This window comes from Actinokineospora xionganensis (assembly GCF_014323725.1).
Lineage (GTDB): Bacteria > Actinomycetota > Actinomycetes > Mycobacteriales > Pseudonocardiaceae > Actinokineospora > Actinokineospora xionganensis.
In genome coordinates this window covers 243,513-267,065 of sequence record NZ_JABVED010000007.1, presented here as the reverse complement: position 1 = coordinate 267,065, position 23,553 = coordinate 243,513, and the positions used below count along the sequence as shown (strand labels likewise).

The window sequence follows — 23,553 nt, the reverse complement described above, 5'->3', positions numbered from 1 at the left end:
GCGACGCTACGGAGTCGCGCGTTCCGGGCGATAGTCCAGGTTCTTCGCGTTACCACTTGGGGGTTGGATGCCCGCGGCGCAGAGGATGCCGAGAACCAGCACGACGACGGGCAGCACCAGGGTCGCCTTGGCCGCGTTGGTGAACCCCAGAGCGTAGGCGTCCGTCGCGAGGTCACGCACCCGCGCGGCGATCGACGGGGACCAGTCGGCAGGCACCTGCGGGCCGGTCTGGCGGAACTGGCTGGCCGTGTTGGCCGCGTCGCTGACCCGCCGGACGAACTCCTCGACGTAGCGCGGCGGCAGCGACTTGGCGGTCTGCCGGGCCGCCTCCGGCACCGACACGCTGAGCCCGACCTGCAGCAGCAACCCGGTTGTCGCGCTCCCCAGGACCCCGCCGACCTGCCGGGACGTGTTGAACACCCCCGAAGCCGCGCCGACAAGGTGCCCCGGCAGCCCGAACGTGGCCGCCGCGGTCAGCGGCGAGTACACCAGCCCGATCCCGACGCCCGCGATGACCAGGCCGGGCACCAGCACCATCGGCTCGGTGTCCGGCTCAGCCAGCGCCGCGATCAGCACCGTCCCGCCCGCGAGCGCACCCAACCCGCTCATGATCAGGCGTTTCCCGCCGATCCGGCCCGCCGCGATGGCCGCCGCACCAGCCGCGACGGCCATCGGCGCGCACAGCAGGCTCGACTCCACCGGCCCGAGGCCGAGGACGGACTGCACGTAGATCACCAGCGGCAGGAACATCCCGGTGACGGCGAACCCGAGCGCGCCGTGGGTGAGGTTGGCGAAGGCGAAGGTGGGGTTGGCGAACAGGCCGAGCGGCACCAGCGGCTCGTCGGTCATCCGCCGCTGCCAGATGACGAAGCCGCCGATCAGCAGCAGCCCGACCCCGATCACGTGCGGCACGCCGACGGGCCCGACGACCGTCCCCCAGTGGTAGTGCTGCCCGTTCTGCAGGCCGAACACCAGCGCCGCCAGCCCGGTGGAGGCCAACAAGGCACCCAGGGTGTCGAACCGGATCCGCCCGTTCGGCAGCCAGTCGGGAAGGAACACCAGCCCGACGACCAGGCCCACGGCGCCGATCGGGAGGTTCAGCAGGAAGATCCACTGCCACCCGAACTGCTCGACAAGCAGTCCCCCGATCACCGGCCCGGTGATTGTCGCGACCCCCGCGACGGCGCCCCACACCGCGATCGGCGTCCCCCGCTTCTCGGGCGGAAACAACCGCGTGATGAACGTCAACGTCTGCGGCGTCATCGCCGCCGCCCCAAGCCCTTGAACAGCACGGGCGGCGATCAACGACCCGGCGGAGGTGGCGAGCCCGCACCAGAGGGAGGCGGCGAGGAAGATGACCAGCCCCACGATGAGGACCCGCTTGGGCCCGTACCGGTCGCCCAGTCGGCCGGTGAGGAGCAGGGGGACGGTGTTGGCCAGCAGGTAGACGCTGTTGACCCAGATGACCTCGTTGAGGTTGGCGTCGAGGCCGGTGAGGATGGCGGGGATGGCCACTGTGACGATCGTGGAATCCAGCATCACCATGAAGAAGCACGCACACAGCGCCATGAGCGCGACCCACGACCGCCGCTCAGTGCTCACCATGGTCGCTCCCGCAGGCCGCCGATTTCACTCGGAAGTGAAGCATCTGGCGCGTATCGGGGGCGACTGCACCCATCAAACGAGACAGATCGACGCCACGGTCGCGTGCAGATCCCTTAAGCCACAAGGGGAATAGTCTCCCTCAGCCATATTTGTTTAACTCTCGATCATCGGCGTCAAGGGCGGCGCGAGCGCCGTCGCTGCGCGATCAGCAAGCTGACCCTTGACACCGATGATCGAGAGTTGAAAGCGGCCAGGACGAGGGTGCAGGGGGAGGAGCAGGGATTAAAAGCCAAAATCGCCAGTGCTGGATCAGCGCGGTAGGCCCGACGCGCGCCAAGCGCCGGGGCCGTGGTCCAGTTGCCTGCGGACCAAGGTTGTCTTGGCCGACCATGCCGACGACGTCTCTGTCTCTTCCTCCCCCGATGCGGAGGCCGCGACCGCGACCACCGCCGTCAGGGCGGCCAGTTCGACGTCGTCCGGGGTGCCGCGGACGATGCGCAGCAGGGGTTGGTCGCTCACGGGCTCTCCTGTGTCACTGGCTCTACAGCGGGATGTTGCCGTGCTTCTTGGGAGGCAAAGTCTCCCGCTTGTCACGCAGCATGCGCAATGACCGGGCGACGTAGCCGCGGGTGTAGGACGGCGGGATGACCGAGTCCACATAGCCGCGCTCGGCCGCCACATACGGGTTGAGCAGGGTGTCCTCGTACTCGCGGTCCAGCTTCGCGCGCAGGGCGTCGACGTCCTCGCCCGCGTCCAGAGCATTCTTGAGGGTCTTGCGGTGCAGGATGTTGGACGCGCCGGAGGCGCCCATGACGGCGATCTGGGCGGTGGGCCACGCCAGGTTCATGTCGGCGCCGAGGTGCTTGGAGCCCATGACGTCGTACGCGCCGCCGTAGGCCTTGCGGGTGATGACCGTGATCAGCGGGACCGTGGCCTCCGCGTAGGCGTAGATGAGCTTCGCGCCGCGGCGGATGATGCCGGTCCACTCCTGGTCGGTGCCCGGGAGGAAGCCGGGGACGTCGACGAAGGTCAGCACCGGGATGTTGAAGGCGTCGCAGGTGCGGACGAACCGGGCGGCCTTCTCGGACGCGTCGATGTCCAGGCAGCCCGCGAACTGGGTCGGCTGGTTGGCCACGATGCCGACGCTGTGCCCCTCGACCCGGCCGAAGCCGACCAGGATGTTCGGCGCGAACAGCGGGTGGACCTCCAGGAACTCGCCGTCGTCGACGACCCTGGTGATCACCTCGTGCATGTCGTACGGCTGGTTCGCGGAGTCCGGGATCAGCGTCTCGAGCTCGCGGTCGGTGTCGGTCAGGTTGTCGTTGACCGAGCCCTCCTCGGTGAACCCGGGGAACAGCGGCGCCTCGGACAGGTTGTTCGACGGCAGGAAGGACAGCAGCTCCTTGACGTAGGAGATCGCGTCCTCCTCGTCGGCGCCCATGTAGTGCGCGACACCGGACTTGGTGTTGTGCGTGCGCGCGCCGCCGAGCTCCTCGAGGGTGACTTCCTCACCGGTGACGGTCTTGACCACGTCCGGCCCGGTGATGAACATCTGCGAGGTCTGGTCGACCATCACGATGAAGTCGGTCAGCGCGGGCGAGTACACGTGCCCGCCCGCGTTGGCGCCCATGATCAGCGAGATCTGCGGGACCACGCCGGACGCGCGCACGTTGCGGGTGAAGATCTCGCCGTAGAGGCCCAGCGACACCACACCCTCTTGGATGCGCGCGCCACCGCCCTCGTTGATGCCGATGATCGGGCGGCCGGTCTTGATCGCCAGGTCCATGACCTTGACGATCTTCTCGCCGTACACCTGGCCGAGCGAGCCGCCGAAGACCGTCACATCCTGGGAGAACACGCACACCGGGCGGCCGTCGACCGTGCCGTAGCCGGTCACCACGCCGTCGCCGTAGGGGCGGTTCTTCTCCAGGCCGAAGTTCGTCGACCGGTGCCGCGCGAGCTCGTCGAGTTCGATGAACGAACCGGGGTCGAGCAGCATGTCGATGCGCTCGCGGGCGGTCATCTTGCCCTTGGCGTGCTGCTTCTCCACCGCCCGCGCCGACCCCGCGTGCACCGCTTCGTCGTTGCGGCGATAGAGGTCCGCGAGCTTGCCCGCCGTGGTGTGGATATCGGGCTCGTCCACCGGGGCTTTTCCGATCGGCTCGGTCGCGCTGCTCATGAGGCGGCAGCCTAGCGATCCGGAGCAGGTCGGAGGGGCCTGGCGTATTCGACATCACGCCGTTCGGGTGGGCGGAACGACACCACCGAGTAACACCGCGGATACGGAACTGTCGTTCTGACAAGCTTGCTTCCGCATGATCTGCACCTGGTCGACAAGCACATCGTGCGGCTGAACAAGCCCCGCGACCTCTCTTCGCGCTCCTGTGTGACCGCGCGTCCGTGCGGCCGGACCTGGCGAACGGATCTACGCTGACCGGCATGGCAGCTCTCGATGCGGAGGCTCTGCGCGCGGCTCTTGTCGCGCCCGCGGGCGCGTACGCGGCACTCGATGTGGTGGACACGACCGGGTCGACCAACGCCGACCTCCTGGCCACCGCCGACGCGGCCGACCGGACGGTCCTCATCGCCGAGTCGCAGACCGCCGGGCGCGGTCGGCGCAGCCGGGAGTGGGTGTCGCCGCCGGACGCAGGTCTCTACCTGAGCGTGCTCCTGCGCCCCGATGGGGTGCCGCCCGCCCGCTACGGGTCGCTGGCCCTCGTGGCGGGGATCGCGCTGGTGCGCGCCGCTCGGCACGCGGGGGTCACGGCGGCGCTGAAATGGCCGAACGACCTGCTCGCGGGTACGTCCATGCGCAAGTGCGCGGGTGTGCTGGCCGAGGTCGACGGCGGGCAGCACACCGCCGTGGTCGTCGGGATCGGACTCAACGTCGGCCCGCTGGGCATCGACGTGCCGCCCGGCCCGGGCGGGCTGCCCGCGACGTCGCTGGCCGAGGAGGGTGGGTCGGGCGACCGCGCCGAAGTCGCCATCGCCCTGCTGCGCGCCTTCGACGAGGCCGAACGCTCCTGGCGCGACGCCCATGGCGACCTGGCGGCGGCCGGGCTGCTCGCCGAATACCGAAGCCACTGCTCGACGCTCGGCCAGCGAGTGCGCGTGGAGATGCCCGAGGGCCACGACCTGCAGGGCATCGCCATCGACGTCGACACCGACGGCAGGCTCGTCGTCGACGCGGCGGGCACGGCGAGAACGGTCTCGGCGGGCGACGTGGTGCACCTTCGCGGCGCATGATGACAGTTTGGTGAGTTCCACGCGCTTCGCAGCCGTGCGCCGGTACGGTAGCCGCGTCATCAGTGGTGATCGGGAGGAAACCGTGGCATATCCGGACGACCTGCTCAGCGACGGCGAGCGCGTCGTGCTGCACAAGCACCCGCACTGGAAGATGCTGCTGCTTCCCTACCTGATCCTGGTGGTCGTGCTCGGCCTCGCGATCTGGGGCGCCATCCTGGTCCAGGACCTGTCGTGGGCGATGATCGCGCAGATCATCATCGCCGCGGTCGCGGTCCTGCTGATCGCGTGGCTGTTCATCGCGCCGTTCATCCGCTGGCGCACCACGCATTTCGTGGTCACCACCGACCGCGTCATGTACCGCGTCGGCGTGGTCAACCGCACCGGCATCGACATCCCGCTCTCGCGGATCAGCAGTGTGCGCTTCGAGCACGGCTTGATCGACCGGATCGTCGGCTGCGGCACGCTGATCATGGAGTCCTCCGCGCAGGACCCGTTGACCTTCGACGACATCCCGAACGTCGAGAAGGTCCAGACCCTGCTTTACCGCGAGGTCAACGACAACCCGAACGACGACTTCCACCGCCAGGGCGCCCCGGGCTTCGAGACCCAGCAGTTCCCCGACGCGGGGGACGCCCGCGGACGCCGGTAATGGGCGCGCGCGAGGTCGGTCTGCCGATGGTCGTCCCCGCTGACGGCCTCCCGGCCAGGGTGACCATCTGGGAGGTCGGCGCGCGCGACGGGCTGCAGAACGAGCAGTCGGTCGTCCCGGTCGACGTCAAGATCGAGTTCCTCGACCGGCTCGCAGCCGCGGGCCTGTCGATCCTGGAGGCGACCAGCTTCGTGCACCCCAAGTGGGTGCCGCAGCTGGCCGACGCCGAGGACCTCCTGGCCGCGCTGACGCGGGTCGACGGTGTCCGCTACCCGGTGCTGGTGCCCAACGAGCGCGGCCTCGACCGCGCCCTCGCGGCCGGGGTGCGCGACATCGCGATCTTCGGGAGCGCCACGGAGACCTTCGCCAACAAGAACCTCAACCGCTCGCTCGACGAGCAGTTCGCCATGTTCGACCCGGTCGTCACCCGCGCCCGCGCCGAGGGCCTGGACGTGCGCGCGTACGTCTCGATGTGCTTCGGCGACCCGTGGGAGGGCCCGGTCGAGCCCAAGCAGGTGGCCGCGGTCGGCAAGCGGCTGATGGACATGGGCTGCTCGCAGCTCTCCCTCGGCGACACCATCGGCGTCGCCACGCCCGGCCAGGTCGAGGCCGTGATCGCGGCCGTCGCCCTCGACGGTGTCCCGGTCGACGCGGTCGCCGTGCACTTCCACGACACCTACGGCCAGGCGCTCTCCAACACCCTGGCCGCGCTGCGCCTCGGCGTCACCACCGTCGACTCGTCCGCGGGCGGCCTCGGCGGCTGCCCGTACGCGGAGTCCGCGACCGGCAACCTCGCCACCGAGGACCTCGTGTGGATGCTCGACGGCCTCGGCGTCGAAACCGGCGTGGACCTGGACAAACTCGCCGACACCAGCGCGTGGATGGCCGAGCGGCTGGGCAGGCCGAGTCCCTCACGGGTCGTGCGGGCCCTGCGGGGATAGGCAGATCTCCGCGTCCTCGCGGCGTGCCGCTCGTTAGGCGGGGGCGGGACCGGCCACGCCTGGCCCGACTGGGTGAGCGTGCCGGGTTTCACCCGAACGGAGGGGAACCGGGCTGGCCGCCCGGGCGTCCAACGCGCGAATGTGACGACTACACGCGGAGGTGGCTTAGGTGGCCGACCACCGGGCCCAGGTCGAAGACCTGCTAGCGGACTACCGCCGCAGTCGTGATCAACTGGCGGGCGTGCACCGCGCGCTCGCCGGTATCAGCGAGTCGGCGACCAGCCCGTGCGGGCTGGTCACGGTGACCGTGTCGGCGCAGGGCGCCTTGACCGGGCTGGAGATCGCCGACACCGCGTACCGCACCTACCGGCCGCACGAGTTGTCCACCGTGATCGTCCGCGCCGCGGCCGACGCCGCCCTCAAGGCCGGCCGCGCGATGAGTGAGGTCGTCGCGCCGGTCCTGCCCGCGGGCACCGACCCGGAGGCGCTGATCAAGGGCACCGCCGACCTCACCCCGACCGAGACCATCCCGGACCCCGTCATCGATGACGAGAGCTTCGAGGACGTCCACTGGCTCGAATCGGGGCGCTCATGACCGAGGGTTTCCGCGTCTCCGCCGACGAACTCGCCGCCAACGCCGGTCAGTTCGCGGGTCTGGCCGAGCGGGTCGACACCATCCACCGCGACCTAGCCGACCGGTTGGCCGCCCTCGGCGAGTGCTGGGGCGCCGACGCGATCGGTCAGAGCTTCGGCGCCGTCCACGCCGTCCCCGCCGACGAGGCGCTCACCGCGTTGGGTGGTCTCGCCGGAAAGCTGGGTGACGTCGGCGAGCGGTTCACCGCCAACGCGGGCGCCTACACCGAGGGCGAGCAGGACAACGTCGGCAGACTCGGCTTGTAGGGGGACACGTGGGAATCCAACTGCCCCCCGAACTCGCCGACGTCGCCACCGCGGCGGGCGTCACCTGGCCGCAGGCCGACGAGGACGCCATGCGCGAAGCCGCCCAGGCCTGGCGGGACGCGGGCACCCAGATGTCCACCCTGACCGGCGACGCCGACACCGTCGCGCGGACCACCCTGTCGGCCGTCGAGGGCGAGACCGGCACGGCCGCGGCGAACCACTGGACCCGGTTCGTGGCACCCGACACCGGCTACCTGACCGGCACCGCCCGCGACTGCGTCAGCGCGGCCGACCGCCTCGAGCACGCCGCCGAGCAGGTGGGCGCGGCGAAGGTCGAGATCGTCCGCGACCTGGTGGCCCTGGCCAAGAACAGCGACGCCGCGAACCAGGCCGCCGCGGCCGGGAACCCGACCGCGCTGCTGGGCTTGGACACGGCGATCCGGGGGACGGCGGTCAACGTCGCCGCCATCACCGAAACCCTGATCAGCGCGGTCCAGCCGAGTTCGGGGCAGGACGTGTCGGCCGTCCGGGACGTGGTCAACGCGAACCCCGGCGCGCACGGCGCCTCGCTGCTCGGCGGGGTCGTGGACGGGCTCGGGCAGACGGTGATCGGCACGACCGGCGCCCTTGTCGACACCGCCGTGAACACGACTTCGGGTCTCACCCAGGCAGTGGGCCACGCTGCCACCGGACTCTCGGCGGGCGTCGTCGGGACCGCCGGTGGCGCGGTGGAGGGACTGGCCCAGACAGCGCACGGTGTGACCGGCGCTGTCGCGGGCGTGGCCAACACGGCTGTCGGTGGCGTGAACCAGACCGTGGGTGGCGTGACCGGCGCTGTCGCGGGCGTGGCCGACACGGCTGTCGGTGGTGTGAACCAGACGGTGGGTGGCGTGACCGAGGCAGTGGGTGGCGTGACCGGCGCTGTCGCGGGCGCGACCCACGGCGTCTCGGAGGCAGCGCTCGGGATGGCCCCCGGCCTCATGCAGGCGGCGGACGGCGCGACCAGTGCGGTCGCCGAGACCGCGGACCCGGCGAACGTGGTCGACTTCTACGGCGACGCCAACGCGGGCACCGGTCCGATCCGCCTCCCGATGGACGCCATCGCCGACGCGCCCACCCCGCCGACCGGTTTCCCGGCCGTCGCGAACGACTCCGTCCAGGCCGCCTCCGCCGCCGTCCTCGACGCCCCGGCACCCTCGGCGGGCGCGCAGCCGCAGTCCGGCCAGCCCGCCGCCCCAGGTGTGGGCGGTGTGCCCGGTGGCGGTGGGCTTGCGGGCGCCGCGCCCGCGGGTCCCGGCGCGGTCGCGGGTGGACTCGCGGGCGGGCCGGTGGGCGGCGGTGTGCTCGGCGGCGGTGCCGTCGGTGGCGCTCCGGCGGCCGGTGGCGGTCGCCAGCCGCAGCCCGGACCGGGACGCGAGAGCACCGCGGTGCCTGTCCCCGACCAGCGTGGCAAGCCGGGTGGCGGCCCGGGGATGCCGGTCCGGTCGGAAGGATCGGGCAGGCAGGCGGAGGAGGCGGCGGGCTCCGCCGCGATGCTCGGCTTCGCCCCCAACCAGTACAGCGGGGGCCAGTCCGCGGGCAGGCCTCCCATCGACGGTGCGCCCGGAGCCCAGCAGGCCAACCGGCAGCAACCCGGCGACCACCAGGACACCCAGTCGCGGCAACCGCACGCGGGCGCGGCTGACACCCAGTCGCGGTCGGGATCGGGTCAGCCGGGCGGCGCGCAGGACATCCAGTCTCGGCTCGGCGCCGGTCACCCGGGCGCGCCGGACTCCCCGTCGCGGCAGGGTGCGGGTCCCGCCCAGCAGCCCGGCGTGTCGCGGCCCGCCGGGTTCGCGGTCGCGGCGGTCGACGTGCCCGCACCCGACCAGCACGATCAGGAGCCGCCGGTCTCCACCGGCTCACTGGCCCTGTTCCTGGTCCACATGTTCCCCATCGGCCACCTCCCGAAAGCCACAAGCCACCCCGCGCGCCAGCTCCCGGCCCCGCCCGCCGAACTGGACTACGCCGCGGGCCTGCGGTTCGAAGCCGACGACCACCCCGAGTCCCGCCTGATCGACCTCACCACCCGCCAACCGGCGGCGCCGTCGGACGGCGCGCCCGCGCCCGCCGAGCTGACCGAGGGGTACGACCCGCTCGGCGGCGAGCACGAGCGGGACTGGGACCGGCGCTTCCTCGTCCGCGACGCCCACCCCGTCGAGTACGCGTGGCCGCCCGGCGAGCTCTACCCCGAAGGCGGGAGCGCCGAAGGCGAGCCCGAAGTCCTCGCCGAGGGCACGGAGCTCGACCGATTCGGCACCCCCGAGGGCCGGGTCTTCTCCGCCGCCGCCACCAGGTTCGGCGCCCGCTCACTGCCACCCGCCCACCTGGAAGCCGGCTATCGCCGCTACCGGGTGCTGCGCCCGATCCCGGTTTGGCGCTCGGTGTCGGCGCCCTGGTTCGGGCAGTCGGGAGGCGGGGAGCGGTATCGCGCGACCCAGTCGGCGGCGGACCTGCTCGCCCTGGGCTACCTGGCCGACACGACCCACGGAGACCAACAGTGAACGCCGAGTCGATCACCGAGCTGCTGCGCGCCGTGGGCATCCCCAAGGGGATCGTCTCGGTCGGCGTCGAAGCCGACAACACCTGGTGTCTGCTGCGCGACAGCGACGGCGACGGGTGGGAGGTGTTCTGGCGCGAGCAGGGCAACCGCTACGACTGGGCCCGCTTCACCAGCGAGACCGTCGCCTGCCACTACCTGTTCGGCAGGCTCACCTGGTCACAGGTCGTGCGCGGTGTCGTCGGCGTGCTTGAGCAGGCCGAGCGCGGCGTCGTGGACGAGGCCGTTCGTCGACAGGGCTGACCCGCCGTCGAACGTCGCCACGCCGCTCAGGTCGGTGAACCGGCCGCCCGCTTCCTCGATCAGCACCTGCATCGGTGCGACGTCCCAGGGGTTGACGATGCACTCGGCCGCGATGTCGATGGCGCCCTCGGCGACCAGGCAGTGCTGGTAGAAGTCGCCGAACGCGCGGCTCTCCCAGCAGGCGTCGAGGAGCGCGAGATAGCGCTCCCGCGAGTGGTACTTGGTCCATGACCCGAGGTCCGTGGTCGACAGGTAGGCGTCTTCCAGGTCGCGCACGCGGGACACGCCGATGCGCCGCGGGACCCCGTCGGTGGACATCCAGGCGCCCTCGCCGCGCGCGGCCCACCAGCGCCTGCCCAGAGCGGGCGCGCTGACGACACCAACGGTCGGCGAGCCGTCCTCGACCAGCGCGATCAGGGTCGCCCACACGGGCACGCCGCGCAGGAAGTTCTTGGTGCCGTCGATCGGGTCGAGGACCCACGCCCGGCCCGCGCCGACGGTGCCGCCGCGTTCCTCGCCCGCGACCGTGTCGGTGGGGAACTCCTCCGCGAGCAACGCGCGCACCGCGTCCTCGACGGCGGTGTCGGCGTCGGTCACGGGGGTTCGGTCGGGCTTGCGCTCGACCACCAGATCGGTGGCCCGGAAGCGCGAACGGGTGATCGCGTCGGCCGCGTCGGCCAGCCGCAGGGCGAAGGTGAGGTCGCTTGACACAGCTCCGATCGTGTCACGCCTACGCTGAGCCCCGTGAGCGTGGTGCTGCTGGCCGAGGACGATGCCTCCATCGCCGACCCGCTTTCCCGGGCACTGCAGCGGGAGGGCTATGAGGTCGAGGTGGTGGGCGACGGACACCGAGCGCTCGAGGTGGCCTCCACCAGCCACCCCGACCTGCTCGTGCTCGACTTGGGCCTTCCCGGAATCGATGGCCTGGAGGTGTGCCGCAGGCTGCGTGCGGCAGGCCGGAGCCTCCCCGTGCTGATGCTGACCGCCCGCGCCGACGAGGTCGACTTCGTCGTCGGGCTCGACGCGGGCGCCGACGACTACGTCGCCAAGCCGTTCCGGCTGGCCGAGTTGCTCGCCCGGATCCGCGCGCTGCTGCGCCGCCAGGCGCCGGGCGCGATCGACGTCAACGGGGTGCGGATGGACCTGGCCGCCCGGGTGGTCACCGTCGACGGTGTGGAGATCACGTTGGCCAACAAGGAGTTCGAGTTGCTGCGGGTGCTGATCCAGCGCGCGGGCAAGGTCGTGACCCGCGACGAGATCCTCATCGAGGTCTGGAGCGACCCTGAGCTGAAAAGCAGCAAGACGCTCGACATGCACATGTCCTGGCTGCGCCGAAAGCTCGGCGAGGGCGGCCCCGGCCCGGCGGAGCGGCGGATCGCGACCGTGCGCGGCGTCGGCTTCCGGTTCAACGCCGAGTAGCCATGCGCCGCCGCATCCTCCGCGCCATCCTCATCGCCGTGCTGGTCACCGCGTTCGTCCTCGGCATCCCGCTCGGCTACACGGCCCTGCAGGTCGTGGAGTCGCTGACCAGGGAGGACCTCGTCGCCCGCGGCCAGCAGATCGCGGCCACCCTCGACGACGAGATCGCGCACGGCCGGGGCGTCGACCTGACCACGGTGCAGCTCGCCGTGCCGCCCAACGGCAGGCTGACGGTGGTGCTCCCCGGTGAGGGGGAATGGACCCTCGGGCCGATGCTGCCGCCGGACACCGTCTCGGAGGTCGTGCCGATCGTCGGCCAGGGCCAGGTCCGGCTCTCCGTCGACGCCAGTCCGATGCGGACCAGGCAGACCCAGGTGGCCATCCTCGTGGCCCTGGTCGTGGCGCTCACGGTCGGCATCGGCACGGTGGTGGCGACGGCGACGGCGCGCAGGCTCGCCCGCCCGCTGCGGCACGTCGCGCAGCGCGCCACCCGCCTCGGCGCGGGCGACTTCCGGCTCGACCCGACCCGTTACGACCTGCAGGAACTCGACCTGGTCGCGGAAGCCCTCGACACCTCGGCGACCGCGCTCGCCCTGCTCGTGCAGCGCGAACGCGACCTGGTCAGTGATGTGTCCCACCAGCTGCGCAGCAGGCTCACCGCGCTGCAGCTGCGGCTCGAAGCCCTGGCCGCGGCCCCGGACGCGGAGACCGCCGCCGAGGCCGGGGCGGCCCTGGAACAGGCCGAGCGCCTGGCGGGTGTCCTCGACGAACTGCTCGCCGCCGCGCGTGAGGCCCGCGCGGTCGACGCCGAGCCGATCGACCTGTCGACCGAACTCGCCGCCATCGCCGACGAGTGGCGCGGCCCGCTGCGCTCCCAGGGCCGGTCGCTGCGCCTGCGGCTGCCCGGGGGGTTGCTCGCCAAGGCCACCCCCGCCCGGCTGCGCGAGGCGATCGGCGTGCTGCTCGACAACGCGCTGCGCCACGGCGGCGGCACGGTGACCCTGTCGGCCCGCAACGGCGACCTCACCCGGGCGGACACGGTCGTGGTGGAGGTGACGGACGCGGGCGCCGGGGTGCCGCAGGAGTTGGCGCCGCACATCTTCGACCGGGGCGTGTCCGGGGCGGGCTCCACCGGCCTGGGGCTGGCGCTCGCACGGGCGCTGGTCGACTCCGACGGCGGCAGGCTGGAGCTGTCCACCGCGCGCCCGGCGACGTTCACGGTGTTCCTGCCCGTCCCGAAGGCGGGCGACGTGCGGGGAGTCCGCTGGTCCACAGACGGGGCGCCCAGGTAGCCGCAGTCGAAACCTTGCGACGACTTGCCTGCACCTAAGGGGCACCGTGACGACGGCTGAGCACGGTCACCGACGATCCGCACCTATAGCGCGGTGGTGACCCGAACAGAAAATTCCGGGGAGGCCGAACAGCTCACGAGTGGCCCAGGGCTTCCTCGGACTCGGTGTCGGGCTCGTCCTCGTCGTAGACGCGCGTGCCTTCGCGCGCGCCCAGCTCATCGGGGAAGACCCACTTCCGGAAGCCCCAGAACCGGAAGAACATCGCCAGCAGCATGCCGAGAATCGACCCGCTGGCGAAGTCCGCGATCTCCTGCACGAGCAGGCTGACGTGCGGGGTCTCCAGATCAAGCACGTAGCGCGAGATGTAGGGCGGGATCAGGTTGATCGCCACGCCACCGCCGCTGATCAGGAAGAACAGCGCGGCCTCGTGGTGGGTCTCCCGGCCGCCGCGGGTGCGGAAGGACCACTCGCGGTTGAGGATGTAGGACACGATCGTCGCGACGATCACCGCGATCGCCTTCGCGGTGATCGGCTTGTCCTCGAGCACCGTGAACTTCAGGACGTACCAGATCACGTTGTCGATGACGAACGTCGTGCCGCCGACAATCGCGAACTTGAGCATCTCGCGGTGCTTTATCAGCACCTTGCGCAGCGGCCCCGGAACGCGGGCCAGCACGGACTCGACGACGGTCACCCCGGCAGTCTACGGAGCCTCGGGTTCAGCGCGTCCGGCGGTCCGGGCCAGGTCAGCTCGGGCAGGGCACATCCCAGCGCTTCGGTCGGTGGTCGCCGCCGACGCAGTTGGGGGTCGGCATGGTGCCCGGCTCGGTCGACGGCGGGGGCTCCGGCGTCGGGGTCGGGACCACCACCGCGGGTGGCGTCGGCGTCGGAGCGGGACTCGTCGTCCTGGTCGGCACGGGGTGCTTCGTCGGCTCGACCGCGTCGGACGTCGGCTTGGTGTTGGTCGCCGTGGCCGAGTTGTGGCCGGGCCAGCCCGGGCCGTGGCTCCAGGGGATCCGGACCGTGTCCTGGTCGGTCGCGGTGCCCAGGACGGCGGTGACGGTGATCCTGCGCGCCTTGCCGTCGTGCGGGTGGTCGTGGCCGCGACCGAGTCGGAACACCACGTTGACACCCTGGTTCGGCGCCAGTGGCTCGGTCGCGCAGTCCAGTTGCGACGGCGTCTCCGCGCACTGGACCGGCCGGGTCGACGTGATCAGGTGCCCGCCCTCGTCCACGCCGAGCGAGACCGCCTTGGTGCTCGTGCCGGTGTTGACCACCCGGACCTTGAGCAGCACTTCCCGCTCCCACGGCCACAGCTGGGAGAACCAGCCGTCGGCCGTCGCGTGGGCACGCACGTCGACGCCGTCGGTCGTCGCGGGCTCCTTGACCACCACCGGGACGGACACGGAGACGGTGAGCTGCTGCCCGGCGCTGACCGTGCCGGTGATCTGTCCGCCGGTGGCGCCGGAATCGGCGACCAGGCGGAACACCAGCGTGACCGAGTCGCCCGGGTTGAGCCCCTCGGCTGTCCCGCAGGTGACCGACCCGGTGCCGCCCGGGCAGCGCACGGAGTCGCTGCGCTGGGCGGACTGTCGAGGCGCGTCGAAGCGCAGCAGGGCGTTGTGGGTCAGCTTGTTCGGGCCGGAGATCGCGCGGACGCCGGGCGGCAGGTTCAGGGTCGCGCTGATCGGCTTCGACACACTGCCGCCGGTGTTGCGCACAGTGATCGGCAGGTCGACCGGGTCGCCGCCGGGCACCAGCGAGAGCGCCTGCGCGGGTCCCTCGGCGGACAGGTCGGCCGGGGCCGGGGTCGCCGTCGGTGTCGGCTCGGGCGGCGGTACCGCCTGCTCGGGCACCCGCTCCGGCACCGGTGCGGGCGGCGGGACCTGCGCGGGAGGGGCGGGCGCCTGGGTGGCGGGTGGCGCGGGCGGTGCGGGCGGCGGGGCCTGGGTGGTGGGCGCGGGCGCGGCCGCCGGGATCTGCTGGCCCGACGGCGAGGACGCCAGCCCGACCGCGACGGCGGCGGCCAGGGCCACACCGGAGGCGGCGACACCGAGGAACTGCCGGGGCGCGCTCGCGGCGGCCCCCGCGGCTCCGGCGCCCGCGCTCGCGGTGGCGACACCGGCGGTCGCGAGGGCAGCGGATCCGGCGGCGGCCTTGGCGGCGGCCAGGTAGCCCGCCGTGGCGCCCAGACCCAGCACCAGCGGGGCGACGCTGACGCGCAGGCCGGTGTTGATGTCGGACAGTTCGGCGGCCAGTGTGCGGCAGCGCTCGCACTCGTCGAGGTGGGCTTCGACCTGCGCGGTCTCCCGCTTGGACAGCCCGCCGCGCACCCAGGAGCCGAGCCGGTCGGCGGTGGAGCGGCAGCGGTCGGCGGTGGTCTCGGCGAGGTGGACCTGCAGGTAGGCCTGGCGCAGGCCCTCGCGGGCGCGGTAGGCGAGCGCGGAGACGCCGTTGGCGGTGAGGCCGAGCAGTGGGGCGACCTGGGCGGGGGACTGGCCTTCGATCTCGGTGTGCCACAGCACGGCCTGCCAGCGCTCGGGCAGCATCGAGAACGCCTGCGCGGCGAGGCTGCGTTCGAGGCCCGCGACCGCGGTGTCGGTGAACGGGACGCTCACCGCGTCCGGGTTGACCCCGCTGACCTGGCTGACGTCGTCGGACAGCTCGACCTTCTTGTCGCGCCGGGTCTTGTCATAGGCGGTGTGGCGCAGCGCGGTGAGCAGGTAGGCGCGGAAGGCCGAGTCGGGCCCGCGGCCCTGGCGCAGCGTGTCGAGGACTTTGGCGAACGCCTCGGAGACGAGGTCGTCGGCCTCCGCGGAGGACCGGGCCAGCTGACGGGCGAGGTTGCGCGCCGCGCCGACGTGCCGCTCATAGAGCGGGCCGTAGGCCGACACGGTCCCCGCACGGACCGAATCGATCAGTTCGGCATCGCTCGGGCCGTCGAGTTCAGCCGGGACGGTCGACACGGTCCTCCCTAATTCGCACTGCGCGCAAACAGCATCGCGACCAAGTGTGACGGATGAGTAAGGAACCGTCACCTCCTCACTCACGCGGGGGAGGGCCACCCGATTCTCCGGAATGGCGTCACGGAACGCTGTCGGTGGCGTTTCTTTCGTGGACCACCGAAGAAGGGACTCTCAGCGTGTCGGTACGAGAAGCGGGTTCACGGTGGCACCGTGGCGACGCGGACGGTACGGACCGCCAGCTCAGGGTCCTGCGGGCGCGTTGGCGCACGGCCAGCCTCGCCGCGGGCTGGCGGTTCCCGAACGACTGGGGAGTGCCGGAGGTGGACGAGGTCTGCGCCAGCGTCGTGACCGAGGCGGAACTCGCGGGCGCCCTCGCCGAACTGGGCAGGGCCCGCGCCCGCTCCGGGGCCGGTCTCGAGGAGACCCTCACCGACCTGGCCGCCCTGCACGCCGTGGTGACCAATCCGGCCGAGGTCGGCGGTCTGGTCGCCCCCGACCCGGACGCCACCCCGAGCAGGCTGCTGCGCGCCGTGGCGGTCGCATGGGCCGACGCCACCCTCGGCGACCTGCGCGGCGTCGAGCCGGGCGAGTCGCTGACCGGGCTGGCCACCGAGGAGTACCTGCGGATCCGGCTGGGCGAGCTGTACCGGCTCGGCAGGCGCAAGGGCTTCCACCCGGCCGACCGGTACGTGCTGCTCGTGGTCACCCTGGACCTGACCGAGGTCGCGGGCTGGCCGAGGCTGATGGCGATGATCCTGGTCGGCGACGTCCTGCGCTCGGTCTTCGACGGCGGCGAGACCTTGGCCGTGATCGGCCCGTCGGTAGCCGTGGTCCTCGCCGAACGTGACGCGGCACTGCCCAAACGGACCTTCGAGGCCCGCATGCGGATAGCCGACCGCCTGGCGGTGGACCCGGACCTACGCGGCGCCCGCCGGGCAGAGGTCCGCGTCGAACGCCTGCCGTGCGCGGAGGAAGCCGCCCAATCCCTGGTCCACGCCGTCCGCCGCGCCTGACGACTCTCGGCACCGGGGCTGGTGGTGCTGATCTCATCCTGGGGGAGCGGTGCGCGAGTCTTGATCGGCTCCATGATTTGCTCTCGCGCGTGACCGCCTCTGTCTTGGACGTCCGGCCGCGATCAGCCGCAGCGGTGTCGATCTTCCCCATGGTGTGTGTGGTTGCGGGCGTCGTGGGGTGGCTGCTCGGCTGGCATCTCGGTGTCGACAACGCGGTCTACCGGTCCGGCGCCGTCGCCCTGCTGCACGGCGAGCCGCTCTATGACCTGCCCTTCCTCAGTGACGAGCCGTCGTGGGCGCGGTTGCCCTTCACCTACCCGCCGACCGCGACGCTCATGTTCGTGCCGTTGGCACTGGTGCCCACCCAGGTCGCCTGGGGGGTGCTCGGCGCGGTGTCCATCATCGGGATGGCGTGGGTCATCAAGCTCTCCGTCGAGGCGCTGCCCAGCCGTCCACAGTGGATGGACCCGGCCCGGACCACCGCCGTGCTCGGGATCGTCCTGCTGGGCATCGAACCGGTGTGGCGCACGGTGTTCCTCGGTCAGATCAATCTCGTCCTCATGGCCCTGGTCGTGGTCGACGTCCTGCTGGTGGGCGCCAAGAGCACCCGGTTCGGCGGCGTCCTGATCGGAGTGGCCGCCGCGATCAAGCTGACCCCACTGATCTTCGTGCCGCACCTGCTCGCGATCGGCCGCAAAGCCGACGCCGTCCGCGCGGTCGTGACCTTCTTCGTGTTGCAGGGCTTGATGTTCGTCCTCGTCCCGCATGACGTCTTCCAGTTCTGGGGCCACGCCGTGCGCGACCCGCAGCGCATCGGGCCGATCTACTGGGCGGGCAACCAGTCGATCAACGGCCTGCTGCTGCGGCTGACCGACAACGCCGACTGGACGCTGCGGGTCGCCCTGCCGATCGGCGCGCTGCTGGCCATCCCGTGCCTGATGTGGGTGCGCAGGCTGCACACTCAGAACCGGGCGCTGCCCGCGCTGCTGGTAACCGCGTTCCTCGGGCTGCTGGTGAGCCCGGTGTCGTGGTCGCACCACTGGGTCTGGGTGGTGCCGCTCGTCGTGTTCCTGCTCTCCCGGCTGCCCGACCGCGCGCCCACGTGGCGTGAGGCGGCGGGCGTGGGCTCGGTCGTGGCGGTCTTCGCCAGCTGCGTCCTGCTGGCCATGCGCAACGGCAAGGCGGTCGAGTTCGACTGGAACCCGCTGGAGTACGTCGTCGGCAGCGCCTACCTGCTGGTCCCGCTCGTGGCGGGGGCGATTGTCCTGATCAGACAGGCGCGGCGTTAGGGTTCTCGGTCGTGGACTCACGTACCGGTTTTCCCGTCGTCGGGATGGTGGGCGGCGGACAGCTGGCCCGGATGACTCATCAGGCGGCCGTCGCCCTCGGCCAGTCGCTGCATGTCCTGGCGGTCTCCGCGGACGAGCCCGCCCCCCTGGTCTCGCCCAACGTCACGCTCGGCCACCACACCGACCTCGACGCCCTGCGCGGCTTCGCCCAGGGCTGTGACGTGCTCACCTTCGACCACGAGCACGTGCCGACCGAGCACCTGCGCGCCCTGATCGCCGACGGCGTCACCGTGCGGCCCGGCCCGGACGCGCTCGTGCACGCCCAGGACAAGCTCGTCATGCGGCACAAGCTCGCCGAGCTGGGCCTGCCGATTCCCGCGTTCGCCGAGGTCACCTCGGTCGAGGACGTGGTCAAGTTCGGCACCCCGTGCGTCCTCAAGGCCGCCCGCGGCGGCTACGACGGCCGCGGCGTCTGGATGCTCGACTCCGATGCCGACGCCGCCGCGCTCGTCCCCGACCTGCTGGCCGCGGGCACCCCGCTGCTGGTCGAGGAGCGGGTCGTCCTGCGCCGCGAGCTGGCCGCGCTCGTCGCCCGCTCGCCGTTCGGCCAGGGCGCCTGCTGGCCGCTGGTCGAGACCGTCCAGGTCGACGGCATCTGCGTCGAGGTGCTCGCCCCCGCCCCCGACCTGTCCGAGGCCGACGCGATCGCCGCGCAGGACCTCGCGCTACGGGTCGCCACCGAGCTCGACGTGGTCGGCGTACTGGCGGTCGAACTGTTCGAGACCGACGGCGGGATCGTCGTCAACGAGTTGGCGATGCGCCCGCACAATTCGGGGCACTGGACCATCGAGGGCGCCCGGACGTCGCAGTTCGAGCAGCACCTGCGCGCCGTCCTCGACTACCCCCTGGGCGACACCGATCCCCTCGCGCCCGCCGTCGTCATGGTGAACGTCCTGGGCGCGCCGCAGGCCCCGGCCATGGGCGCCGACGAACGCCTGCATCACCTCTTCGCGCGATACCGCGACGCGCACGTGCACTACTACGGCAAGCAGGAGCGTCCCGGTCGCAAGATCGGCCACGTGACGATGCTCGGCGAGGCCATGGCGGACGTGCGCACGCGCGCCAACCTGGCCGCCCACTGGCTCTCGCACGGCGAATGGCTTGACGGGTACGAGATCCACTAGGAGTGAATGTGTCTTCCACCCCCTTGGTCGGCGTCATCATGGGCAGCGACTCGGACTGGCCGGTGATGAAGCTCGCCGCCGAGGCGCTCGCCGAGTTCGACGTGCCCTACGAGGTCAGCGTGGTCTCCGCGCACCGCACCCCGCAGCGGATGCTCGACTACGCCAACTCCGCCGCCGAGCGCGGCCTGCGCACGATCATCGCCGGCGCGGGCGGCGCGGCCCACCTGCCGGGGATGGTCGCCTCCGCGACGGTCCTGCCGGTCATCGGCGTGCCGGTGCCGCTGAAGTACCTCGACGGCATGGACTCGCTGCTCTCCATCGTGCAGATGCCCGCGGGCATTCCAGTCGCGACGGTCTCGGTCGCGGGCGCGCGCAACGCGGGCCTGCTGGCTGTGCGCATCCTCGCGGCGGCCGACCCGGCCTTGCGGGAGCGGGTCGCGACGTTCCAGGCCGACCTGGAGAAGCTGGTTCTGGAGAAGGATGCCGCCCTGCGCGCATCGCTCTGAGTCGTGCGTCGTGTGATTGGGACCGGCTACCCTTGTTGTGACGACGCGGGAGGAGGTCGACGTGACGGCGCTGCCTGACTGGATGGTCTTACGCCCCGAGGGGCTGAGCGCGGCGGACTACGAGGCGCTGCCAGAAGAGGTCTGTCGCCGTATCGAGGTCATCGACGGAGCCATCGTCGTGAACGCCGCCCCACGTCGCCCGCACCAGCGAGCCGCACGCCGCCTGGCGAACGCTCTGGAGGAGGTTTGCGGCCGGCGTTTCGCTGTCGACACTGACGTCGATCTCCGATTGCGCGATGTTCCACTGTTGAACCGACGACCCGACATCGTCGTCTATGACGGAATGCTCCCAGACGATGCGGTGCTGCGTCCCCAGCACTGCCTCCTGGTCGTCGAGATCATGTCGCCGGGATCGATCACGACCGACCAGACCGACAAGCCCGCCGAGTACGCTGCCTCTGAGATCCCGTATTTCTGGCGGATCGAGAGCGCCGAGATGGACGAGAAGAAGCTGACCGTCTTCCGGTATCGGCTCGATCCGACGACGAGAACCTACGCGGTCGCGGGTGTGGATACCGGCACGCTGCTGGTCACCGATCCCTTCGACCTTTCCGTAGACCTCGCAGACCTGACCTGAGCGGTGGCCCCGCCGCCTGGTGCGTGGGGCCACCGCTCGAGCTACGGCCGCATCTCGTACGCGCCGGACAGGTTCTCCACCTGCGACCACACGTGCGCGAAGCGCTCGGCGTCCACGACCGGCTTGCGGATCTGGCCGACCGCCCACTGCTGCTGCGGCAGCGTCGTCGACGGCTTGCCGTGCAGGGCCACGGCGTAGCCGGAGAAGTCGCGCACGAAGGTGTCGAAGATCTGGTCGAGCACCAGCGGGTCCACCCCGGTCAGCTCTGCCTGCTCCAGGATCAGCTGCCCGTAGACGACCAGCGTGAACAGTTCGCCCAGCGTCAGCAAGAAGTCCAGGTCCTTCTGCTGCTCGGCCGACGGCGGCGCGGTCATCAGCAACTCGGCCAGGCCCTCGGCCTGCAGGGCGAACCGCTCGACGTTGGGCACGTGCACGAACGTCCGGTACGCCTCGCGCCAATCGTGGAACTGGACCTTGCCCAGGCCGCGGGCCGGGCCCTGGCGGAACAGGAACTCGTCATCCGCGGCGTCCTGGCGGGTCGGCACCGGCGGGTACTCGGTGGGCGCGAACAGGTAGTTCGGCATGAACTTCAAGATCAGCGCCAGGTTCACCGCGACGGTGCCCTCGAGCTTCGGCAGGCCGCGGATATCGGTCGCGGCGACCGTCAGGTAGCTGTCGGCCTCGAAGCTCTTGGCCGCGACCACCTCGGTCAGCAGCGCGATGATCTTCTCCGCCTCGGTCGTCGCCTTCATCTTGGTGACCGGGTTGAACAGCAGGTAGCGGCGGTCGTCCGGGTTCGCCGAGCGGAAGTAGTCGACCGCGCGGTCGCAGAACAGCTTCGAGGCGACCAGGCGCGCGTACGCGTCGACGAACTGGGCCTTGACGTGCGGGAAGTCCGTCACCGGGTGGCCGTAGAGGATCCGGTTGTGCGCGTGCGTGATGGCCTCGTAGAACGCGTGCTCGGCGATGCCGATACCGCCGAAGCACAGGTTGAACTTGCCGACGTTGACCGTGTTCAGCGCGGCGTCGAACGCGGCCGGGCCGGTGTGCAGGATGTCGTCGGCGGTCACCGGGTAGTCCTCGAGCCGGAACTCGGAGACGAAGATCTGCGACGGCACGACGTTCTTCACCAGGTGGTAGTTCTCGTGCCTGCTGTCAGCCACGAAGAACACGTAGCCGTCAGGGCCCTCGACGCCCTCGATGCGGCCGAACACCGAGACCACGCCCGCGACGTTGCCGTTGCCGATGTAGTACTTGCCGCCGGTGGCGCGGTAGCCGCCCTGGCCGTCCGGGGTGAGGACCATGTCGGTGGCGTAGATGTCCGCGCCATGGTCCTTCTCGGACAGGCCGAAGGCGCACACCCCACCGTCGGCGAGCAGCTTCGCGGCGCGCTCGCGGGCGGCCGGGTTCGCGCTCTGCCAGACCGGGCCGAGCCCGAGGATGGTCACCTGCCACGGGTACCAGTAGGACAGCCCGTAGAAGCCCAGGATCTCCGACAGCGCGGCCACCCGGGCGGTGTCCCAGCGCTTGTCCGGGTCGCCCTTGGCGTCGGCCGCCGGGGTCAGCAGCGTCGCGAAGAGGTTCTCCTTGGCGGCGAACTCCAGGAAGTCCGCGTGGAACTCTTTCGCGTGGAACTTCTCGACGAGCGTCCGCTTGCCGCGCTGCTCGAACCAGTCGATAGTCGCGCGCAGCAGCCTGCGGGTCTCCGCGTCGAAGTGTCGCGGGTCATAGTCCGAGGGGTTGAACAGCAGACTTGTCATAGGGGTCAAGTTACCCGGTGGTAACTTTGTTGGGAAGCGGTGCGGCAAGACACAAGGACATCCAAGTAAACGCGTACTAACATCATTCGTGGACTCAACGATTTCCTGGAGGTAAGACGTGGACGCGGGCTTCGGTCTCTACCAGCTCGGCGACGAGCACAACGCGCTGCGCGAGGCCGTTCGCGACCTGGCGGAGAAGGAGATCGCGCCGCACGCGGCCGACGTCGACGAGAACGAGCGCTACCCGGTCGAGGCGCAGAAGGCGCTGACCAAGGCGGGCTTCGCGGCCCCGCACATCCCCGAGGCCTACGACGGCCAGGGCGCGGACTCGATCGCCACGAACATCGTGATCGAGGAAGTCGCCCGGGTGTGCGCGTCCTCGTCGCTGATCCCGGCGGTCAACAAGCTCGGCACGATGAACCTGATCCTGGGTGGGTCCGAGGAGCTCAAGAAGCTCGTCCTCCCCTCGATCGCCGCGGGCGAGATGGCCTCCTACGCGCTGTCGGAGCGCGAGGCCGGGTCGGACACCGCGTCGATGCGCACCCGCGGCAGGCTCGATGGCGACCACTGGGTCCTCAACGGCACGAAGTGCTGGATCACCAACGCGGGCGAGTCCAGCTGGTACACGGTCATGGCCGTGACCGACCCGAACGCCGACCGTCCGGCCAACGGCATCTCCGCGTTCATGGTCCACAAGGACGACCCGGGCTTCGTGGTGGGGCCGAAGGAGCGCAAGCTCGGTATCAAGGGCTCGCCCACCCGCGAGATCTACTTCGAGGACTGCGCCATCCCGGAGAACCGGATCATCGGCGACCCGGGCCAGGGCCTCAAGCTCGCGTTCAAGACCCTCGACCACACCCGCCACTCCATCGGCGCCCAGGCCCTCGGCATCGCCCAGGGCGCACTCGACGCGTCGATCGCCTACGTGCGTGACCGCAAGCAGTTCGGCAAGGCCATCGCCGAATTCCAGGGCGTCCAGTTCATGATCGCCGACATGGCGATGAAGATCGAAGCCTCCCGCCACCTGGTCTACGCCGCGGCGGCGAAGGTCGAACGCGGCGAACCAGACGCCTCGTTCGCCTCAAGCGCCGCCAAGACCTTCGCCTCGGACACCGCCATGTCGGTCACGACCGACGCAGTGCAGTTGTTCGGCGGTGCCGGCTACACCCGCGACTTCCCCGTGGAACGCATGATGCGCGACGCGAAGATCACCCAGATCTATGAGGGCACCAACCAGATCCAGCGCATGGTCATGGCCCGACAGCTGCTCAAGGGCTAAAAGCGGACTCTCGTCAGCCCCGGCC

Annotated in this window: 22 protein-coding genes; 15 read left to right on the top strand and 7 right to left on the bottom strand. The window is 71.0% G+C overall.

The features are described from left to right. Positions 1-6: 6 nt before the first annotated feature. The 3 genes from GPZ80_RS14805 to GPZ80_RS14795 form a co-directional block, all read right to left on the bottom strand. On the bottom strand, positions 7-1,605 hold the full coding sequence (locus tag GPZ80_RS14805; RefSeq protein ID WP_187220921.1) for a DHA2 family efflux MFS transporter permease subunit: 1,599 nt from the start codon (positions 1,603-1,605) through the stop codon (positions 7-9). Positions 1,606-1,914: 309 nt separating this feature from the next. Beyond that, positions 1,915-2,124 (bottom strand): acyl-CoA carboxylase epsilon subunit, encoded by a 210-nt coding sequence (locus GPZ80_RS32740; RefSeq protein WP_312880332.1) that lies wholly within the window; start codon positions 2,122-2,124, stop codon positions 1,915-1,917. 22 nt (positions 2,125-2,146) lie between these two features. After that, positions 2,147-3,784 (bottom strand): acyl-CoA carboxylase subunit beta, encoded by a 1,638-nt coding sequence (locus tag GPZ80_RS14795; protein WP_187220919.1) that lies wholly within the window; start codon positions 3,782-3,784, stop codon positions 2,147-2,149. Between the two features lie 251 nt (positions 3,785-4,035). Here GPZ80_RS14795 and GPZ80_RS14790 point away from each other — a divergent pair, with 251 nt between their 5' ends. The 7 genes from GPZ80_RS14790 (at position 4,036) to GPZ80_RS14760 (ending at position 10,183) form a co-directional block, all read left to right on the top strand. Beyond that, a complete protein-coding gene (locus tag GPZ80_RS14790; RefSeq protein WP_376771680.1) occupies positions 4,036-4,851 on the top strand; it encodes a biotin--[acetyl-CoA-carboxylase] ligase in 816 nt (271 codons plus the stop codon). Between the two features lie 82 nt (positions 4,852-4,933). Beyond that, positions 4,934-5,500, top strand: coding sequence for a PH domain-containing protein (locus GPZ80_RS14785; RefSeq protein WP_187220917.1), 567 nt, complete (start codon positions 4,934-4,936; stop codon positions 5,498-5,500). Further along, complete coding sequence (locus GPZ80_RS14780) at positions 5,500-6,441, top strand: hydroxymethylglutaryl-CoA lyase (RefSeq protein WP_187220916.1); 942 nt, start codon at positions 5,500-5,502, stop codon at positions 6,439-6,441. The genes GPZ80_RS14785 and GPZ80_RS14780 overlap by 1 nt, the downstream gene beginning before the upstream one ends. Before the next feature lie 169 nt (positions 6,442-6,610). Continuing rightward, the gene (locus tag GPZ80_RS14775) at positions 6,611-7,036 is read left to right on the top strand and encodes a YbaB/EbfC family nucleoid-associated protein (protein ID WP_187220915.1); all 426 of its coding nucleotides are present in this window, start codon (positions 6,611-6,613) and stop codon (positions 7,034-7,036) included. After that, a complete protein-coding gene (locus GPZ80_RS14770; RefSeq protein WP_187220914.1) occupies positions 7,033-7,341 on the top strand; it encodes a WXG100 family type VII secretion target in 309 nt (102 codons plus the stop codon). The genes GPZ80_RS14775 and GPZ80_RS14770 overlap by 4 nt, the downstream gene beginning before the upstream one ends. A gap of 8 nt (positions 7,342-7,349) precedes the next feature. Beyond that, positions 7,350-9,884, top strand: a complete 2,535-nt coding sequence (locus GPZ80_RS33710) for a glycohydrolase toxin TNT-related protein (RefSeq protein WP_187220913.1) — start codon at positions 7,350-7,352, stop codon at positions 9,882-9,884. Beyond that, complete coding sequence (locus GPZ80_RS14760) at positions 9,881-10,183, top strand: hypothetical protein (protein WP_187220912.1); 303 nt, start codon at positions 9,881-9,883, stop codon at positions 10,181-10,183. The genes GPZ80_RS33710 and GPZ80_RS14760 overlap by 4 nt, the downstream gene beginning before the upstream one ends. Here GPZ80_RS14760 and hisN read toward each other — a convergent pair. Beyond that, positions 10,100-10,894 carry a histidinol-phosphatase gene (hisN, locus tag GPZ80_RS14755; RefSeq protein ID WP_376771678.1) on the bottom strand — a complete coding sequence of 265 codons (795 nt, stop codon included), beginning with the start codon at positions 10,892-10,894 and terminating at the stop codon, positions 10,100-10,102. The genes GPZ80_RS14760 and hisN overlap by 84 nt on opposite strands. Positions 10,895-10,927: 33 nt before the next feature. Between hisN and GPZ80_RS14750 the strand changes: the two genes are divergently transcribed. Beyond that, entirely contained in the window at positions 10,928-11,602 is a 675-nt protein-coding gene (locus GPZ80_RS14750; RefSeq protein WP_187220911.1) for a response regulator transcription factor, read from the top strand. A gap of 2 nt (positions 11,603-11,604) precedes the next feature. Next, positions 11,605-12,894, top strand: coding sequence for an ATP-binding protein (locus GPZ80_RS14745; RefSeq protein WP_187220910.1), 1,290 nt, complete (start codon positions 11,605-11,607; stop codon positions 12,892-12,894). Positions 12,895-13,027: 133 nt separating this feature from the next. Here GPZ80_RS14745 and GPZ80_RS14740 read toward each other — a convergent pair whose 3' ends face one another. Continuing rightward, positions 13,028-13,588 (bottom strand): GtrA family protein, encoded by a 561-nt coding sequence (locus tag GPZ80_RS14740; RefSeq protein ID WP_187220909.1) that lies wholly within the window; start codon positions 13,586-13,588, stop codon positions 13,028-13,030. Positions 13,589-13,640: 52 nt separating this feature from the next. Next, entirely contained in the window at positions 13,641-15,860 is a 2,220-nt protein-coding gene (locus tag GPZ80_RS33380; protein ID WP_187220908.1) for a sigma-70 family RNA polymerase sigma factor, read from the bottom strand. A gap of 176 nt (positions 15,861-16,036) precedes the next feature. Between GPZ80_RS33380 and GPZ80_RS14730 the strand changes: the two genes are divergently transcribed. The 5 genes from GPZ80_RS14730 (at position 16,037) to GPZ80_RS14710 (ending at position 20,489) form a co-directional block, all read left to right on the top strand. Continuing rightward, on the top strand, positions 16,037-16,873 hold the full coding sequence (locus GPZ80_RS14730; RefSeq protein WP_187220907.1) for a GGDEF domain-containing protein: 837 nt from the start codon (positions 16,037-16,039) through the stop codon (positions 16,871-16,873). An 89-nt stretch (positions 16,874-16,962) separates the two neighbouring features. Next, the gene (locus tag GPZ80_RS14725) at positions 16,963-18,162 is read left to right on the top strand and encodes a glycosyltransferase 87 family protein (protein ID WP_312880329.1); all 1,200 of its coding nucleotides are present in this window, start codon (positions 16,963-16,965) and stop codon (positions 18,160-18,162) included. A gap of 11 nt (positions 18,163-18,173) precedes the next feature. Beyond that, the gene (locus GPZ80_RS14720) at positions 18,174-19,346 is read left to right on the top strand and encodes a 5-(carboxyamino)imidazole ribonucleotide synthase (protein ID WP_187220906.1); all 1,173 of its coding nucleotides are present in this window, start codon (positions 18,174-18,176) and stop codon (positions 19,344-19,346) included. Positions 19,347-19,384: 38 nt separating this feature from the next. Then, entirely contained in the window at positions 19,385-19,852 is a 468-nt protein-coding gene (gene purE, locus GPZ80_RS14715) for a 5-(carboxyamino)imidazole ribonucleotide mutase (RefSeq protein ID WP_187221009.1), read from the top strand. 61 nt (positions 19,853-19,913) lie between these two features. Then, the gene (locus GPZ80_RS14710; RefSeq protein WP_312880328.1) at positions 19,914-20,489 is read left to right on the top strand and encodes a Uma2 family endonuclease; all 576 of its coding nucleotides are present in this window, start codon (positions 19,914-19,916) and stop codon (positions 20,487-20,489) included. Between the two features lie 41 nt (positions 20,490-20,530). Here the strand turns inward: GPZ80_RS14710 and GPZ80_RS14705 are convergent, their stop codons facing one another. After that, positions 20,531-22,249, bottom strand: a complete 1,719-nt coding sequence (locus GPZ80_RS14705; protein ID WP_187220905.1) for an acyl-CoA dehydrogenase family protein — start codon at positions 22,247-22,249, stop codon at positions 20,531-20,533. 118 nt (positions 22,250-22,367) lie between these two features. On the opposite strand from GPZ80_RS14705, the gene GPZ80_RS14700 reads away from it, so the two are divergent. Next, positions 22,368-23,528 carry an acyl-CoA dehydrogenase family protein gene (locus tag GPZ80_RS14700; protein ID WP_187220904.1) on the top strand — a complete coding sequence of 387 codons (1,161 nt, stop codon included), beginning with the start codon at positions 22,368-22,370 and terminating at the stop codon, positions 23,526-23,528. The last annotated feature ends 25 nt before the right edge of the window (positions 23,529-23,553 follow it).